This is a genomic window from Paenibacillus tyrphae (assembly GCF_024158745.1).
GTDB lineage: Bacteria > Bacillota > Bacilli > Paenibacillales > NBRC-103111 > Paenibacillus_G > Paenibacillus_G tyrfis_A.
Map to the genome: position 1 here is coordinate 1 of NZ_JAMZAW010000029.1, position 17567 is coordinate 17567.

Sequence of the window (17567 nt, forward strand, 5' to 3'; positions counted from 1 at the left end):
AAATTTACTACTGACGAGAATTTTCATTCTCTTTATGACACTCACTCGATGTTCAGTTTTCAAAGGGCAATTTGGTTTTAGTATGTCACCGAACCGTTTGTTCCAAACAGCCGGAAGACTAACTTACCACATCGTTTGTCCGATTGCAACTGTTAATTTCAGGCCATTCAGCCGTTTCAATTAAGCGAGGCTTTCAAGACAACGATCATTACTCTATCACATTTGTCGTCTGTTTGGCAAGCACTTTATTTTTCCATTCTAGGGGACGAACCCGCAAGCGCAGAAGTTGTAATCAAGTGCTGCATGAGACAGCGAAAGTAACTTTACCACATTTCACGGAGAAGATGCAAGTCCAAATTTTTTCAGCCTTTGCACTAATCTTGCGTGAAAAATTGTGACCGGCTCAAACGGCCGGAATGACACTATAACATACTTGCTGTCTTATGCGCAAGAGTTCTCAAAAATATCCTTTTTCATGTTAATCTATTAAGAAAGATAAGAAGCGGGGGGGCGCGGATGACGAAACGAACAATTACGATGACGCAAGGCGTGGCTCTATACATGGGGGCGGTTCTGGGATCGGGCATTCTGATTTTGCCGGGATATACTGCGGATGCTGCCGGGCCAGCGGCGGTTATCTCTTGGTTTCTGCTTTCCTTATTAAGCATTCCGATTGCCTACACTTTTGCCAGACTTGCGCTGAAATACGAAAACTACGGCGGAATCGCAACAATCGTGCAGCAGGCGTTCGGAGAAAGGTCCGGCGCTGTCGTCGGTTGGTTCTTTTTTGCTTGGGTCGCGACGGGACAAGCCGTGGTCGGATTAACGGGCGCTTCTTATATTGTTACGGTTTTCGGACTGGCGGGGGAATGGCTCTATGGCTTCGCCTTTCTGTTTCTCGTAGCGGCGCTTGCGGCCAATCTGCTTGGAATGCGCATCAGCGGGCTCGTGTCGCTGGGCTTAAGCGGGATTGTGCTCGTCCTGCTGGTGCTAACGATCGGCTTCAGCCTACCGGCCATGGAGGCGGTCCACTTCCGCCCTTTCGCTCCTCACGGATTGACCGGGATCGGGCAAGCGTGCGTGCTTATTTTTTGGGCGTTTTTCGGTTGGGAAAGCATTACCCATCTCGTACCGGAGTTCCGTAACCCGCAACGGGACGTGATGCGCTGCACATGGGCCAGCGTCTTTATTATCGGCGCCGTATATACGCTGTTATCCGCGGTGACGATTGGAACGCATACGTACGGAGACATTGGGACCGAAGCGCCGCTGGCTGCACTGATGAATCGGGCACTCGGATTGAACGCGGGGCTGGCAACTGTGGTTGTAGCCTGTATCGTCTGTCTCGGCACGCTGAACGTATACCTCGCCAGCTCCTCCCGCCTCGGCTATGCGTTGGCCGACGAAGGAAAGCTGCCGCGATGGTTTGCGAAAACGAGCAAAAGCGGGACGCCCTACCGTTCGGTATTTTTTCTGTTTGTAACCAATACGTTGACGCTTGCTTTCAGCTATGCGGCTTCGTTTTCGGTAGACCGCTTAATTCTGGTGCCCACCACGCTCGGGATTCTCGTATATATTGTAGCTTCGTTTGCCTGCGTTAAGCTGCTGTGGAACGACAAAGCCGGCCGCTTGGCCGCATTGACTGCGTCAGCGCTTTGTCTGGCGATTGCGCCCTTTTCGATGCAGTACTTGGCTGTGCCGGCCTTCGTAGCCGCAGGCTGCTTGCTGTATTTGCGTTATCGCCGTAAAGCTTCAGCCGCAAGTTCCCTTAATAAAACATGAGCTACTAACCTAAGATTATTTGAAACTTGTGAAAAGATCGCCCTCCCCGGCTTGGCCAGCCAGGAATTCGGCGGTCTTTTTCGCGTTTTGGCAACGAATAACATGAGGCACAGCTTGCAGTCGTACTAAATTTGTCACATTTGACGCTCCTCTGTGATAAATATCGCATAGTTGTGAAAAAAATCACTAATTTTTCGTTAGCTTCCCTGTATACTTTCCTTATACACAAGAAAAATTCAAAGCTTTCGAGGAGGCCGAACAATGACCCTCAATAAAGAGAAACTTGTCGTTATCGGAAACGGAATGGCTGGCATCAGCACCGTGGAACAAATTTTGAAATTGACAACGCGCTTCGATATTACCGTTTTTGGCAGTGAACCGCATCCCAACTATAATCGTATTCTGCTCTCCTATGTGCTGGAAGGCAGCAAAACATTCGACGATATTGTATTAAATGGATGGGATTGGTATAAAGAAAACGGCATTACGCTTCATACCGGAACGGCGGTTTCGCATATCGATCAAGCGGCTCATGAGGTCGTAACGGAAAATGGAGAGCGTGTGCCGTACGATAAAGTCATTATCGCGACGGGCTCGAATCCGTTTATTCTGCCTATTCCCGGCACCGACAAGCAAGGCGTGATCGGCTTCCGGGATATCTCGGATTGCCAGCAGATGCTGGAGGCAGCCAAGTCTTACAAGAAGGCGGCCGTCATCGGCGGAGGGCTGCTTGGGCTGGAAGCGGCCAAAGGTCTTGTTCATCTCGGCATGGACGTAACCGTCGTTCATCTAATGGACGATTTGATGGAGCGCCAGCTGGATCACCAAGCAGCATCGATGCTGAAGGCAGAGCTTGAGCGTCAAGGCATCAAATTTGCGATGGGCGCAAAGACCGTAGAACTGTTCGGGGACGAACGTGTCGCCGGGCTGCGGTTTGCCGACAATACGGTGCTGGAGGCAGAGTTCGTCGTCATGGCCGTAGGCATCAAGCCGAATGTATCCGTGGCGCAAGCAAGCGGAATCTGGACGAAGCGCGGGATCGTGGTAGACGACTATATGCAAACTTCCATGCCGGACGTTTATGCGGTTGGCGAATGCAACGAACACCGCGGTGTCTGCTACGGACTGGTTGCTCCGCTTTTTGAACAAGGCATGGTGCTTGCCAAGCATCTGTGCGGCGTAGATACGCTCCCTTATGAAGGCTCCGTCGTATCGACGAAGCTGAAAATCTCGGGTGTAGACGTGTTCTCCACCGGCGAGTTTATCGAAGATCCGGAGCATGTCGTCATTGCCCATAAGGACGAATGGAAGCAAACGTACAAAAAAATATTGCTGAAACAAAATGTGATGGTGGGCGCGGTGCTCTTCGGCGATATTACGGAATCGGCCAATCTGCAAAAGCTGATCAAGCAAAAAACCGTGATGACCGACGAAATTTACGACTCTCTCATGGGTACCGGTTGCTGCGGCGGCGGAGCGAAAAGCGCGGCTTCCGTGGAAGCCATGGCCGACGAGGAAATCGTGTGCGGCTGCAACGGCGTAACTAAGAAAACGATTGTCGACGTCATCACGGAAAAAGGATTGACAACGATCGACGAAATTAAAGCCTGCACGGGCGCAACGCGGTCCTGCGGCGGCTGTAAGCCGGTCGTCGAGCAAATTCTGCAGCATGTTCTTGGCGACGGCTTCAAGGCTTCCGTCAAGCAGGGCATCTGTGGATGCACAACTCTCGGCCGCGATGAAATTGTCGCAGAGATTCGAGCTAAAGGATTGACCTCAACGAAAGAAATTATGCATGTGCTGGACTGGAACCAGCCGGAAGGCTGCTCCAAGTGCCGCCCAGCGTTGAACTATTATTTGGGCATGATTTATCCCGATACGTATGAAGACGAGAAGGAATCGCGTTTCGTCAATGAACGAATGAGCGCTAACATTCAGAAAGACGGCACCTTTACCGTCGTTCCGCGGATGTACGGCGGCGTCACGACGCCGGAGGATTTGAAGAAAATCGCCGACGTTTCGCTGAAATACGATGTGAAGGTCGTCAAAGTAACCGGCGGTCAGCGGCTGGATCTGATCGGCGTGAAAAAAGAGGATGTACCCAAAGTTTGGGAAGAGCTGGGGATGCCTTCGGGCTATGCCTACGCGAAATCGCTGCGGACCGTTAAAACCTGCGTCGGCTCGCAATTTTGCCGCTTCGGCACTCAGGATTCGATGAGCATGGGCGCATTTATTGAACGCAAATTCGAGCGCCTGGACCTGCCGGCCAAATTCAAAATAGCCGTTAACGGATGTCCTCGAAACTGTGCCGAAGCGTGCACCAAGGATATCGGCATTGTCGGTAATGACGGCGGATGGGAGCTGTTCATCGGCGGGAACGGCGGAATTAAAGCGCGTTTGGCGGATTCGCTCTGCAAAGTAAAAACGGATCAAGAGCTGATTGAGCTATGTGCGGCCATCATCCAATATTACCGGGAGACCGGAAAATATCTGGAGCGAACTTCGGAATGGGTGGAACGCATGGGCCTGGAAACGATCCGCAAGGCGGTCGTTGACGATATGGAGAACCGCAAAGCGCTGGTGGAACGGATCGAATTCGCATTGGCGCAGGTTAAAGATCCATGGACCAAAATGCTTAACGACACGGATACGCGCACGGCCTTGTTCCAAAACCTGGAACCGGCAGCCCAATAAACTAAACTATATACCGGAAGGAGTATGGAATATATGAAAGAGCAGGAAACTTTTTATCCGATCGGAACGCTCGATCAGTTTTTGCCGCAAATCGGACGCAACGTGAAATGGCGCGAATGGGAAATCGCCGTTTTCCGAACTTCGGACGGAGGAGTCTATGCACTGGAAAATCGCAGTCCGCATCCGAAAGGCGGACCGCTCGCAGAAGGGATCGTATCGGGACATTACCTGTACGACCCGCTTCATGACTGGAAAATCGATTTGACTACAGGGCTCGTACAGCTTCCCGATCAAGGACAGGTGCTGACGTTTCCGGCAAAAATAGAAGACGGTCAGGTTTACCTCGCTGCGCCCGCAGTCCAAACCGCTTGAAGCGGAAAAGCTTGTCCGACTTTTATACAACGCAGAAGAGTAACCGGGGAGGACCGCCGTATGTTTACATCAAGCGTAGAAGCGATCATAGAAGCGGCTGTAAAAAAGAAAGAAAAAATGAACGAGAATATCGCCCGCTATGTGGTATCGGCTTTGCTAGCCGGAGCGTACGTCGGGCTGGGCATTATATTGATCTTCTCCGTCGGAGCGCCGGTCGCGGCTGCAAAGTCCCCTTTCCAGCCCATGGTGATGGGGATGTCCTTCGGTTTGGCGCTCACGCTTGTCGTCTTCGCAGGCTCGGAGCTGTTTACCGGGAATAACATGTTTTTTACAATGAGCACGCTTGCCCGCCGAACGACGGTAACCGATACGCTGAAAAACTGGGTCATCGTGTTCCTTGGGAACTTGGCCGGAGCCGTAATCCTTTCCTTGCTGATCGTAGGTACCGGTCTTTTCAAAACGGCAGCGCCGGAGCATCTGATCTTCGCCGCTACGGCCAAAAAAATGGCGCTTCCGTTCTGGGAATCGTTCTTCCGCGGCATTCTGTGTAACTGGCTCGTTTGCTTGGCTTTATGGATGGCCGGAAGGGCCAAGGAAGACATCGCCAAGCTGGTGCTCATCTGGTGGTGCCTGTACGCCTTTATCGCCAGCGGCTACGAGCATAGCGTAGCCAATATGACACTCCTTAGTTTGGCCTATTTGCTGCCGCAGCATCCCGAAACGATCTCGCTTGGCGGCTGGCTTAACAATATGATTCCCGTCACGCTCGGCAACATCGTCGGCGGCGGCATTTTCGTAGGGATGGCTTACTGGTTCATCTCACCCGTGCGAAGCAAACTTTAATTGAAGACGAGAAAACTTTGCCGCGACTGCGGCATTTTTTTCTTTTCCGGGGAAAACAAGGTACAATAGCGATGAGGTGAATGGACATGCAGCCTTTATTGAAGGTAGAGAAGCTGACCGGCGGATACAGCCGCAAAAAGCCGGTGCTGCACGAGCTGTCGTTCTCGGTTCGTCCGGGAGAGATGGTCGGCCTGATCGGATTGAACGGGGCCGGCAAAAGCACGACGATCAAGCATATCCTCGGCCTGATGCAGCCGCACAGCGGTCAAATACTGCTCAACGGCAGGTCTGTGGAGCAAGACCCGACAGCCTATCGGCAGACGTATGCTTACGTACCGGAAAACCCGCTTTTGTACGAAGAATTGACGGTGAAAGAGCATCTCGAAATGGCCGCGATGGCTTACGGCATCCCTAAAGACGCCTTCGAAGAGCGGGCCGCCGCCCTGCTGGACGAATTCCAAATGACTACCAACTGGAACCGTTTGTCGGCTCATTTATCCAAAGGGATGAAGCAGAAGGTCATGATCATGAGCGCTTTTCTCGTACGGCCTGCCTTATATATTATCGACGAGCCTTTTCTCGGCCTGGACCCGCTCGGCATTCGGGCGCTGTTGGAGCTGATGGTCCGTGTCAAAGAAAGCGGCGGCGCCATTCTGATCAGCTCGCATATTCTGTCCACGATCGAACGGTACGGGGACCGTTTTCTTCTTCTCCATCAAGGCCGGCTGACGGCTGAGGGGGACGTGGAGGCGCTGCGGAAGCAGGCGGATATGCCGGGCGCTTCGCTCGACGATTTGTTCTGCAGCCTGGTTACCCGGGACGTGACGCTGTGATGAACAAACACGAGCTGCCTTCCGATATTTCGGGATTGTGGAGCAAACGAACTTCGGAGTTTTGGCGGGAAGTACGTCCCTATGCCGGGTATGCGTTGCAAAGCTTCTCTTACGCGGCTATTTTGATTATGCTGGCCGGAGGATACTTTTATACCCGATTGCTAAGCGAGGCTCCGCCGGATTTTCCGTTTCGCGAGACCGCAGCGCTCGTGCTCCTGCCCTTCTTGGCTTTATGCCCGGTTCGGACCTACATCAGAAACGCGGACTTCATCTATTTGCTTCCGATGGAAACGAAGCTGTCGGTTTATATGCATCGGGCGGTGATGCGGTCATTTTGGATACAGTCGTTCCTAGTGCTTGCCGTGTGGATGGCAGCTTGGCCGATGTATGCCATGGCGGCCGGCGGAAGCCTCGTTCAATTCGCTCACGTGCTGATCATGGCGATTCTCGCGAAACGCGTGCTGATCCACGGCGCATGGCTGGAACTCAAGCTGACGGACCGTCTGCCGATCGCTCTATGGTCGGTGCTTCGTTGGATCGTTGCCGCCGCAGCGGCGCTGCTTCTGCTCCGCCTGCCGCTGTGGACGGGGACGTTGGCCGTCTCCGCCGTGCTGCTGGTTTACCTCGGGGCGCTGCGGCTCATGGGCGCCAAACGAATCTTGAACTGGCTAAGGCTCGCCGAGACTGAGCAAAGACAACGGGCGCGGATTTTCAGGCTTCTGAATTATTTTATCGATGTGGCGGATATCCCGAACCGTCCCACGCCGATTCGCGCGCCGATGAACCTTCTCCGGGGGCTGGGAGGCTTCGGGTACGATACGGTTCATACTTACCGTTACTTGTTCACATTGGTTTGGCTTCGCTCCGAGCTCGGCGGAATTACGATGCGGTTGACGGCGCTCGGCTTCTTGTTGATTGCCTGGACCCGCAGCGATGCGCTTGCCGTTTTCTTGTTCGCCCTGTTTGGGGGATTAACGATGCTCCAGCTTAAAGAGCTGCAAAAAGCGTACCGTCACTCCGATTGGTCGTACATCTACCCGCTTCCGCCGGAATTGCGCATGCGTTCGGCCGCAGCCGTCCGTTTCCGCATTCATGCCGCTTGCCTTCTTCTGCTTGGCGTGCCTCTGCTGTGGGCGATGTCCCATCCCGGATACGCCGTTGTGACGCTTTGCGCCGGGTTGGTGCTGTCTTACGGGTACGCCAGATGGACCATGCGCGCGAAGAAAGCCGCGAAAAAGAAATAGACCCTGTCCCCTTATCCGATCCTGTCGTATAATGGGGATTGCTTTTAGAATCAGACCGTTTTGGATATAGAAAGGAACGCGACCTATGAAACCAACCCCTGCGATATCGAGAGTGTCACGAAGGCGAAGAAGCATGTCGAGGAGCCCGTTATGGCTGCGGATCGTCGTCGGATTGCTGGCCGTAGCGGTGATCGCTTGTATAGGAATCTCGATCTATGTGGGGTGGAAGCTATCCCACCCTGTGCCGAAGGCTCTGGATGATTCGCCGGAACGCCTTGGGCTCGCCTACGAAAACGTGCAATTCCCAAGCCGCGAAGGCGGGCTGACCCTGAAAGGCTGGTACTTGCCGGGCAAAGTGACGGAAGGAGAAGGCGCTGCCACCAAACCGAACATCATTATGGCCCACGGGTACAAGAACAACCGATTGCAAAAAAGCGCCGAAGCGTTGTCATTAGCCAAAGAGCTGACGGATCGGGGCTACAGCGTGCTGATGTTCGATTTTCGCAACGCCGGGGAATCCGAAGGCAGCGTGACTTCGATCGGCTACTATGAAAAGCACGACCTGCTCGGCGCCATCGATTGGATGAACAGAAACCATCCGGGCAAGCTGGCGCTGCTCGGCTTCTCGATGGGAGCCAGCACTTCGCTGCTTGCCGCGGCGGAAGAGCCGTCCGTTCTTGGTGTGGTAGCGGACAGTCCGTTTAATCATTTGACCCGCTATTTGAAGGACAATTTGCCCGTTTGGTCGAATTTGCCCAACTTCCCTTTTACGCCGCTGATCTTGAGCATCTTGCCTCCAATGATCGGGGTCGATACGGATCAGGTGAACGGGCTCGCGGCGGTCGACCGCATTTACCCGCGGCCGGTGCTGTTCATTCACAGCACGAACGACCCTTCGATTCCTTACAGCAACAGCGAGTCGATGTGGGAGAAGCACAAGGATAAATTCGAGCTGTGGACGACGACAGCCGAAGGGCATGCCCGAAACTATCCGCCGCTCAAAGCGGAGTATGTCCAGAAAGTGGCGGCGTTCTTGGAAAAACTGTAAAATGCAAAAAAACGAGCCACGGTGCTTTTATGCGCCGGAGGCTCGTTTTTTCATTTTGTTAGGAAGAAGTATAACGAATCCGCTGCCCGCTGCGGGACGATTCGTAAATGTCCGTCACGAGCCGGAGCGCTTTGTAGCCCTCGGTCCCGTTCAGCGGGTAAGGCGTTCCCTCCAGCACATGCTCGTAAAAATCGCGGATTTGGTAGCCGTGGCTGACGCCCCAGTACGATTTTTCCCCCAGATCGTTCGGTACAGGCTCACTCAGAACCGCCGATGTGCCGTTCCAATGCAAATACAAAGTATCGCCCAGCAAATGCAGCCGTCCCTGCTCGAACACCAGTTCCACCTCTACCGGGGAGTTGACGCCGTACGCATTCGTCGCATAAAATACCGCCGTCGCACCGCTGGCAAATACCAAATGGGCATGCGCCGAATCTTCGACTTCAATGACGCCTTCGAGCGCATCGGTCGAAATCGAGCCCTTGATGCTCTCCACCTCGCCGCCGAACCACTGCAGCAAATCGAGTGTATGAATCGCTTGGTTGATGAGCACGCCGCCGCCCTCCGTCGCCCAGCTCCCCTTCCACTCGGTCTCGTAATACTGCGGACTGCGGTACCAGGTCACGATGCCTTTCATGCAGAGCAGCTTGCCGAGCTCCCCCGAATCGATCGCTTGCTTCATACGGACCGAAGCGGGATTGTACCGGTTCTGGAAAATGACGCCGAGCTGCACGTTCGTATGCTTCGCCGCCGCCTCCAGCATCGTGTGCGCCGACGCCTTGTTCTCGGCCATCGGCTTCTCCGTCATCACATGCTTGCCTGCCGCCAGAGCGTCGACCGTCATGGGAGCATGCAGATAATGGCCCGTGCATACGTGGATGACGTCGATATCGCTGCGCTTCAGCATTTCGCGGTAATCCGCATAATAATCGCAGCCGTACCGCTGCGCCGTTTGCCGCCCAACCGTTTCGTCCGTATCGACAACCGCCTTCAAATCGGCCAAGCCGAGCTTGGCTATCGCTTGCAAATGAACGCCGGCAATCGCGCCGCAGCCGATCAGAGCCGTACCTAAACGTTTCACAGGGTTCACCTAGTTTCTTCAGTGGTAGAATAACTCCATCATGACGTATAATAAAAACAACTTCTTTGCATTGATTGCTAAATTTATTGCTTTTTTTGACTTTTACCTGACAGAGGAAAACGACCATGCACATCCATGGAAAAAACAAGTATTTCGACTTTACCCACCGCCGGATGGAAACGCCTCCAAAAATCGATTTTCATCTTCACGACCGGTTCGAGATTTACTTTTTTATCGCCGGGGACGTCCACTATCTGATCGATAAAAACGTTTACCCGCTCAGTTACGGCGATATGCTCATTTTAAATAACCGGGAACTGCACAAGCCGACCTTTCGTTCGAATGCGCCGTACGAAAATGTCGTCATCCATTTCGATCCTTCCATCGCCGCAAGTCTGGCGTTAGTCTCGGACTTCCCTTTGCTCGATTGCTTCGTCAACCGGCCGCAAGGAGAAGCCAACCGGATTGCGCTCAGCCGCCCCCAATTGGATGCCGCGCTCGCTTTGTTCAAGAAGGCCGAGCTTCTGCTTTCCGAGCCCCAGGATGGAGCCGATCTGCTGCTGACCGCCTGCATGATCGAACTGCTCGTGCTGGTCAATCAGGCGTTCCGCGACCATCGCTCGGGCACCGGCTACAGTCCGGCCGTTACGCACGAAAAGCTGGGGCCGCTGCTCGAATATATCGACGGGCATCTGGAGCACGATTTGACGCTGGAAGCACTGGAGCGGCAATTTTATATGAACCGCTATTATCTCAGCCGTCTCTTCCGCAAGCATACGGGGAGCACGATTCACGAATATATTTTGCTCAAACGGATTGCCCTCGCCAAAAAACTGCTTCAGGAGGGGCATAATGTCACCGCCGCCTGCGAAGGCTCGGGCTTCAACGATTATTCGCACTTTATCCGCATGTTCAAGCGGCTTGTCGGGGTTCCCCCCGGGCAGTACCGCAACCGATAAACGAGACGGGAAACGCAGCATGCCCCTTACGTATCAAGAAACCGCTCACGCACTTCAGGGGGCGGCAGCATGCAGGAGTCGCTTTTGCCGAAAAAGCGGTACCGGTTCGCGGCGATCCAGCGATAAACCAAATCCCGCAGCGGCCGCGGGACGACGATACATGCGTAAAGCAGCGGCCATGCTCCATCCAGCCTGCGAAGCACCCGGAGTCCCGCGGTCGAGCGCGTGTACACCTGGCCCTGCTCAAGGAGCACGAACGTATTCAGCTCGGCGGGATCGAGCCCGTGCCGCCGCAGCAGGCGGCTTCCGGTCTCGGATTGGATGGCGACGAACCGAAAAACGGCGCTTCGATCGCGGGGAATAATGAACTGCACGACCCGTTGGCAAAATCCGCACACCCCGTCATAAAACACAAGCGGATACCGCTCCGCTTCCGTATCCTCGCGCGAGCTTTTCTCCATCGCCGTTCCGCCTCCTTCTGCAAGCTTTCTTTATTCTATTGTACACCATACGCCCTCTTTTGGCGCTTCTCACAAAAAAACCGGTCCCGGGAGACGACTTATGCGTTCCGGGACCAGTGGCGGGTGTAACTCTATCCAGCATATTAGTCTTGAAAAGTAAATCGTTCATGAATCGGCACCTTGCCGGACAGGCTCAGCACCCTGCGCTGAACTGCCGCCAGCAGCTTGGTACGCGTAACCAGGGAGATAACCACCGGCGCGAGCGTTCGAATGAATGGGGTCGAGGTGAAAAACATCCTCGCCGCACGCGCTTGCATTTTGTGTACCGAGCGAATTTCGCCGTCCCGCAGCGCCTGAACACGCCCGAGACGATCCGCGGACACATCGCCGTCCTGGAGCGCATCGTAAATGACATCCGCCGCAATCACGGCCGTGGTGACGGATAAAGATACGCCGACCGCGCCGACGGGAGAAGCGCAGTGCGCCGCGTCTCCGATGAGCAGGCAGCCGTCCTTGGCCCACTCTTTGACGTAAAAGTCCTTGACCTGCAGAAGCACAAACGGCTTGAAATCGGTCAGCGCTTCGGCAAATTCGCGAAATGCCGGATGCGCGGCCAGCAGCTCTTGGCGGAACGGCTCGATGCCGTGCTCCCGGATCGCCTTCCATTCGCCCAACGGCACGGCGACGCCGACCTGAAGACAGTTCGGGTATTTCGGCAAAATGATGTAGCCGTAGCCGTCGGTTATTTTAAGCCGCAGCTCATCACCCCAATCGTCAGGCTTCGGGATCGTGAACCAGATCAGATCGCCCGCGAGGTGCTCATATTCCATCTCAAACCCGCCCAGCCGGCTGACCGACGAGAAGCGGCCGTCCGCTCCGACCGTGACGCGGGCACGTACCTCCAGCGTCCCTTCGGGCGTCTGGGCAACAACTCCGGTTACTCGCTCTCCCTCATAGCGCAGCTCCTTCACCGCGGCGTGAAACAACAGCTGGAAGGAAGGCAGGGACTTCGCTTTGTCGTAAAGCGCTTCCAGCAAAATAGGCTGCGGCATCCATAGCGCGTACGGGATCTCCTCGGAAATGTTGTCGAAGCTGAACTCGCCGAGCCGCTTGTCTTTGTAATAAAGCGCGCCCTTACGCACTTTCGACGAAGGGAACGATTCGATATAGCTTCGCAAATTCACCTGTTCCAGCAGCTGCAGAAAGCGCGGCTGAAGCACCTCCCCGCGATATTCGCGGTCAAAGTTGTCATGACTTTCCAGCACAACGACGTCGACACCAGCTTTGGCCAGCAGCATGCCGAGAATGAGTCCGGCCGGGCCGCCTCCCGCAATACAAACGTCTTTTTCCATCACGCGATGAATCATCGTTATCGCCTCCGTTTGTGCGAAGATCGTGACATCAATTGAAATGAGTGAGCACTCACTTTTTATATTTTCAGTATACTCCGCCCTCTCACCTTGCGTCAATGGAGAGCTGTCGCCTACCGTTTCTTTTCCCGATCGCTCATGTAGAGAGAAGGCTTCTCGCCCGTGATCCGTTTGAAGGTGCGCTGAAAATACGACTGGTCGCAGTAGCCCAGGTGGTCGGCGATATCGCCGATCGTCAGCTCCGAATGCCGGAGCAAATATTTGGACGCTTCGATCCGCAGCGCATGGACGTATTCCCCGATCGTTTGCCCGGTCGTTTCCTTGAAGATCGTCGCCGCATAAGCGGGACTTTTGCCGATAAACCGGCCGAGCTCTTCCTTCGTCACTTTTTCCCGGTAATGCTCTTGAACATACTTTTTCATCTGGGCGGTCTGCGCGCTCTTGACATCCGGCCTGCGAAAGGCGTCATAGTCCCGATTGAACTCGGCAAGCAGATCAAGCAGAAGGCTTAGACACTTCACCTGGTAATAATCTGGCCGGTCCGTCCATTGCGCATGCAGCTTCTTCATCAGCCGCAGCAGCAGGTCCATATTTCTCGGCTTGAACACAACCGGTCCGGCTTCGTCCAGCACCGGCAGCCAGCCCGCTTCCGGCTCTGCGGTGAACTCGACGCGGTATTTCTCGTGAGCGACGGTCGGAATGCTCTTGGCGTAAAAAGGCACGTCGCGCGGCACAAACAGCACGTCGCCTTTTTCCATCACGATCTTCTCTTGGCGGACCCAGTAGCAGCATTTCCCATAGGCCACGGCATGAAGCGAATAGGTTTGGGGGCTGTCCTCGGAGGCGATGTTCCACCCGTGCCCCAAATCGTGGGCCGAAGCGATGAGCCGAATCATTCCCGAACCTCCTTCACAAGATGATCAAACTATTTTACAAAAAGTGTACTATATTTCATAGTGCAACGGCAATTTTTTCGTTACAATACGTTCATTACAGACATCTTGCACCTTGCCCGGAAAATTCGGAGATGACGGAGTCCCGGATGTCCGGACAACGCCGAAGGAGAATGAGACCCATGCGAAAAACGAAAATAGTATGTACGATCGGCCCGTCCTGCGAGACGGTAGAGCAGTTAAAAAAGCTGATAGAGGCGGGAATGAACGTCGCCCGGCTGAACTTTGCCCACGGCGAGCCGGCCGAACACAGCAGCCGCATTGCGAATATTCGGCAAGCCGGGAAAGAGCTGAACCGGCCCATTGCCATTATGATCGATATCAAAGGCCCAGAAATCCGCACCGGCAAGCTGATTGATGCCTCGTACACATTGAAGCAAAACGAGCAGGTGGTGCTGACGACCGAGCCGATTCTCGGGGACGGACAGCGCATTCCCGTATCGTATCCGGACCTCCCGAAGGATGTGTCCGTCGGTACGTCCATCCTGATCGACGACGGGCTGATCGAGCTGAAGGTGGAGGAACTCGCAGACACGGAAATCCGCTGCCGGATCTTGAACGGCGGTGTCCTGAAAGCGCGCAAAGGCGTCAACCTTCCCGGCGTGAGCACCTCGCTGCCCGGCGTGACGGAGCGGGATATCGAGCATATCCGTTTCGGGGTACGGGAAGGCATCGATATGATCGCCATGTCGTTTGTACGCAAAGCGGCAGACGTGCTGGAAGTGCGGCATCTTCTGGAGCAGTACGGGGCGCCGGACATTCAAATCATTTCGAAAATCGAAAACCTGGAAGGCGTCGACAATCTGGATGAAATTCTGGAAGCTTCGGACGGCTTGATGGTGGCGCGCGGGGATTTGGGCGTGGAAATTCCGGTCGAAGACGTGCCTATTATTCAAAAGCAGATGATCCAAAAATGCAACCGGGCCGGCAAGCCGGTCATTACGGCAACGCATATGCTTGACTCGATGCAGAACAACCCGCGTCCGACCCGCGCGGAAGCGAGCGACGTCGCCAACGCCGTATTTGACGGCTCCGACGCCGTGATGCTTTCCGGGGAGACAGCCTCGGGCAAATACCCGGTCGAGTCGGTTGCCACGATGGCGCGCATTGCCGAGCAGACCGAATCGTCGCCGGAATACGGCAAGCGCAAGCTGGGCCACGTGCTGGTCCGCAGCAGCGTGACCGAGGCGATCAGCCAGGCTGTCGTCGGCTCGGCCGACGATCTGAACGCCAAGGCGATTCTGACCTCCACCGCGACCGGCTTCACCGCCCGCATGGTGTCCAAATATCGTCCCGACGCTCCGATCATAGCGATCACGCCGAACGAAACCGTCATGCGGAATTTGAATTTGGTATGGGGCGTCGTCCCGATCCTGGGCGAGCAGGTCGGCTCGACGGACGAGCTGTTCTCCTCCGTCGTCAGCCGCGGAATAAAAGAAGGCTTGCTGGAAGCCGACGATCTGGTCGTTATAACGGCCGGGGTGCCTCTGGGAAGCACAGGCACGACCAACCTCATCAAAATCCAGCATGTGTCCGATTTGATGCATTAAAATAAACGCAAAGGGATGACAAGCGTCCGCGTGTCGAGGCTCAGCCTGCCGACGGTCGCTGTCATCCCTTTTTTTAGTTCGACTAAAGCTTCGCTATAAACGCAAGGATCGCCTGCGCCAGCTCGCCCGGTGCTTCCATCATGCTCATGTGGCCGGCTCTGTCGATCTGGCTGCGCTGAAAAGCGTCCTTGTCGACGGAGAACGTACGCTGCGGCGGAATGATCTGATCGCCCGTCCCGGCGACGAGCAGCACCAGCACCTGCGCTGCGGACAATACGGCATTGCGGTCCGGCCGCTGCCGCATCCCTTCCAGCGTACGGACCGCGCCTTCCGCGCTGGTGCCCAGCCCGATCTCCTTCGCTTTGCGCACCGCCTCCGGCAGCGTCTCCAGATGGGCCGGAGCAAACAGCTTCGGGATTAATCCTTCTATAAATGCCGGCAGCCCCTGCTCCCGGATCGTCTCCATCGCCTTCAGCCGGCCTTCCTTGCCCTTCTCGTCGTCCGGAAACGCGGTCGAATGAAGCAAGCCGAACGCGAGCAGCTTGTCCTCGTGCTTTTCAGCCAGCGCGAGCGTCACGTACCCGCCCAGCGAATGGCCGAGCACGACCGGACGGCCGATATTCAGCCGGTCGATTAACGCGGCGATATCGTCGGCCATCGCCTCCATCGTATACGTCCCTTCGGGGGCGTCGGATGCGCCGTGCCCGCGCAGATCCGGTATAATCAACCGGCAGCGGCCTTCGAGCAGCGGCGCGACTTCGTCATAATAAGCCGAGCTCCCGCAAAATCCGTGAAGCAAAATGACAGGGGTTCCTTGCCCCCGGTCGATGTAGGCCAGCCTCGTACCGTTTACATCCGCATACTGCTTGTCCATGGTGATCCACTCCTCTTTTTCGCACGCCATCGATAGATAGCCTTTTAGGGTATTATACCCGTTTTACCCGGGAATTTCCGCCTTGAATCCGGAGCGGGACCAAAATAAACCGCAAGCACGAAAAAGAACCGGCTGTCTGCCCCTTGAAAGGGGTCGACAGACATCCGGTTCTTTCCTTGCGGCGCTCAAGCCGGTTAAGACTGCGGATTGGCCGGGCTGACGCTCGTCGTTGCAGCAGCAGGCTCGGCTACCGCTTTATATTTGGACGACACGTAAGTTTCCGCTGTCGGCTCGGTAATCGCCTGGGTGTTCATGCTGTCCGGCTTCGGATCGGTCAAGGTGTACGTAATCACCGCCCGGCCGTCGGCTTCGAACCGGATTCCGCTAATCGCGATACCGTAGCCGCCGGTCGGCTTCTCGCCGCGGGACAGCACGACTTTGTTCACGTCGTCGTTCACTTTTTCGACCGTCACTTTAACGTCTTCCTGCGGCGCCGGCTTTTGCGCATTCGCATGCGATTCGACGAACTTGATCGCGCTGTGCAGCCAGACGGCCGCTTCGCCGCGGGTCAGCTCCCGCTTCGGATAAAACTTCGCATCCGCTCCCAATTTGATCAGCTTGTGCAGCACCATCCGCTGCACGCTGTTGCTCACCTTCGGATCGATGTCGTCCTGATCGGCGAAAGCGACGAACATTTCGATCACAGGGTACGTCCCTTTCGTATCGATCGCGTGGATCAGCAGATCCGCGTACTGTTGGCGGGTAATCGTGCCGTTCGGGTCGACATCCTTCGGAATCGGCAGCCCGTTCAATTGGGCGATTACGAAAGATTCGGCGTACCACGCGTTATTCGGCACGTTCGTATAATAATCGGATGCTTCGGGCTTCTTGATGAAGCGCATCGTGTCCATATTCAAATTCAGCCCTTTGACCAGCATATGAACGGTTTGCGCATAGCTGGCTTTTCCCGTCGGGACGAAATGCTCGCCGTCCACTCCACTGACGATTCCGCGCTGCTTCAATGCCATGATCGGCTCCTTCTGATCGGCGCTCAAATCGTTGAATGCCGAAGCTGAACTGGCTACCATACTGCCGAACAGCGCTGCCACCGACAGAAGTGCCACTGTTTTTTTCATCATAATTAAGAACCACCTTTCGCTGTTTACTCCGGAGTTATCTACTAGACGGACGGGGCCTGCCAAATGTTGCAGGAAAGCCGATGCGGCATCGCCCATCCGAGGCATGTTCCGAAAAACGGCGCATAAGCTGTGATAGATACCATTATGAACCGGGAGGGAGCCGGCATGCCCATAGCGCTGGTGCAAATCGCCTTGTTTCTGATCGTCATCCGTTCCGCGCACATGACGTTCCAGCTTTTGCGGCGTCCGAAGAAGCCGTGGCTCGATCTGCTGCATTACGTCTCGGTTGCGATCGTGGCCGTGTCGTTTTTACTTCATTAAGAGCAGCCGCGTTCCCTGTCCGCCCCTGGCACGAATCCGTACA

At 55.1% G+C, this 17567-nt stretch carries 16 protein-coding genes; 10 read left to right on the plus strand and 6 right to left on the minus strand.

What is annotated here, in order from left to right; all coding sequences use genetic code 11:
* Nucleotides 1–516 precede the first annotated feature (516 nt).
* The 7 genes from NI000_RS30780 to NI000_RS30810 all read left to right on the plus strand — a co-directional run bounded on the left by NI000_RS30780 (nt 517) and on the right by NI000_RS30810 (nt 8816).
* Nucleotides 517–1782, plus strand: coding sequence for an APC family permease (locus NI000_RS30780; RefSeq protein WP_253415180.1), 1266 nt, complete (start codon nt 517–519; stop codon nt 1780–1782).
* A gap of 261 nt (nt 1783–2043) precedes the next feature.
* A complete protein-coding gene (gene nirB, locus NI000_RS30785) occupies nt 2044–4476 on the plus strand; it encodes a nitrite reductase large subunit NirB (protein WP_253415181.1) in 2433 nt (810 codons plus the stop codon).
* A 33-nt stretch (nt 4477–4509) separates the two neighbouring features.
* The gene (gene nirD, locus NI000_RS30790) at nt 4510–4848 is read left to right on the plus strand and encodes a nitrite reductase small subunit NirD (protein ID WP_253415182.1); all 339 of its coding nucleotides are present in this window, start codon (nt 4510–4512) and stop codon (nt 4846–4848) included.
* Between the two features lie 60 nt (nt 4849–4908).
* Entirely contained in the window at nt 4909–5691 is a 783-nt protein-coding gene (locus NI000_RS30795) for a formate/nitrite transporter family protein (RefSeq protein WP_253415183.1), read from the plus strand.
* An 86-nt stretch (nt 5692–5777) separates the two neighbouring features.
* Entirely contained in the window at nt 5778–6524 is a 747-nt protein-coding gene (locus NI000_RS30800; protein WP_253415184.1) for an ABC transporter ATP-binding protein, read from the plus strand.
* Complete coding sequence (locus NI000_RS30805) at nt 6524–7768, plus strand: ABC transporter permease (protein WP_253415248.1); 1245 nt, start codon at nt 6524–6526, stop codon at nt 7766–7768. Before NI000_RS30800 ends, NI000_RS30805 begins: the two co-directional genes overlap by 1 nt.
* Nucleotides 7769–7901: 133 nt before the next feature.
* Nucleotides 7902–8816: an alpha/beta hydrolase gene (locus NI000_RS30810; RefSeq protein WP_253415185.1), complete on the plus strand. Its 915-nt coding sequence runs from the start codon at nt 7902–7904 to the stop codon at nt 8814–8816.
* Between the two features lie 58 nt (nt 8817–8874).
* Here NI000_RS30810 and NI000_RS30815 read toward each other — a convergent pair whose 3' ends face one another.
* Nucleotides 8875–9897 (minus strand): Gfo/Idh/MocA family protein, encoded by a 1023-nt coding sequence (locus NI000_RS30815; RefSeq protein ID WP_253415186.1) that lies wholly within the window; start codon nt 9895–9897, stop codon nt 8875–8877.
* A 125-nt stretch (nt 9898–10022) separates the two neighbouring features.
* On the opposite strand from NI000_RS30815, the gene NI000_RS30820 reads away from it, so the two are divergent.
* Nucleotides 10023–10856, plus strand: coding sequence for a helix-turn-helix domain-containing protein (locus NI000_RS30820; RefSeq protein WP_253415187.1), 834 nt, complete (start codon nt 10023–10025; stop codon nt 10854–10856).
* Between the two features lie 26 nt (nt 10857–10882).
* Here NI000_RS30820 and NI000_RS30825 read toward each other — a convergent pair whose 3' ends face one another.
* The 3 genes from NI000_RS30825 to NI000_RS30835 all read right to left on the minus strand — a co-directional run bounded on the left by NI000_RS30825 (nt 10883) and on the right by NI000_RS30835 (nt 13583).
* A complete protein-coding gene (locus NI000_RS30825; RefSeq protein ID WP_253415188.1) occupies nt 10883–11317 on the minus strand; it encodes a thiol-disulfide oxidoreductase DCC family protein in 435 nt (144 codons plus the stop codon).
* A gap of 143 nt (nt 11318–11460) precedes the next feature.
* Complete coding sequence (locus tag NI000_RS30830) at nt 11461–12684, minus strand: FAD-dependent monooxygenase (protein ID WP_253415189.1); 1224 nt, start codon at nt 12682–12684, stop codon at nt 11461–11463.
* A 116-nt stretch (nt 12685–12800) separates the two neighbouring features.
* Nucleotides 12801–13583, minus strand: coding sequence for a helix-turn-helix transcriptional regulator (locus NI000_RS30835; RefSeq protein ID WP_253415190.1), 783 nt, complete (start codon nt 13581–13583; stop codon nt 12801–12803).
* A 179-nt stretch (nt 13584–13762) separates the two neighbouring features.
* Here NI000_RS30835 and pyk point away from each other — a divergent pair, with 179 nt between their 5' ends.
* Nucleotides 13763–15190 carry a pyruvate kinase gene (pyk, locus tag NI000_RS30840; protein ID WP_253415191.1) on the plus strand — a complete coding sequence of 476 codons (1428 nt, stop codon included), beginning with the start codon at nt 13763–13765 and terminating at the stop codon, nt 15188–15190.
* Between the two features lie 82 nt (nt 15191–15272).
* Here the strand turns inward: pyk and NI000_RS30845 are convergent, their stop codons facing one another.
* Together NI000_RS30845 and NI000_RS30850 are read right to left on the minus strand one after the other, a co-directional pair.
* Nucleotides 15273–16064: an alpha/beta fold hydrolase gene (locus NI000_RS30845; protein ID WP_253415192.1), complete on the minus strand. Its 792-nt coding sequence runs from the start codon at nt 16062–16064 to the stop codon at nt 15273–15275.
* 194 nt (nt 16065–16258) lie between these two features.
* On the minus strand, nt 16259–17203 hold the full coding sequence (locus NI000_RS30850) for a protease complex subunit PrcB family protein (protein ID WP_253415193.1): 945 nt from the start codon (nt 17201–17203) through the stop codon (nt 16259–16261).
* Nucleotides 17204–17368: 165 nt separating this feature from the next.
* On the opposite strand from NI000_RS30850, the gene NI000_RS30855 reads away from it, so the two are divergent.
* The gene (locus NI000_RS30855; protein ID WP_253415194.1) at nt 17369–17524 is read left to right on the plus strand and encodes a hypothetical protein; all 156 of its coding nucleotides are present in this window, start codon (nt 17369–17371) and stop codon (nt 17522–17524) included.
* Nucleotides 17525–17567 lie beyond the last annotated feature (43 nt).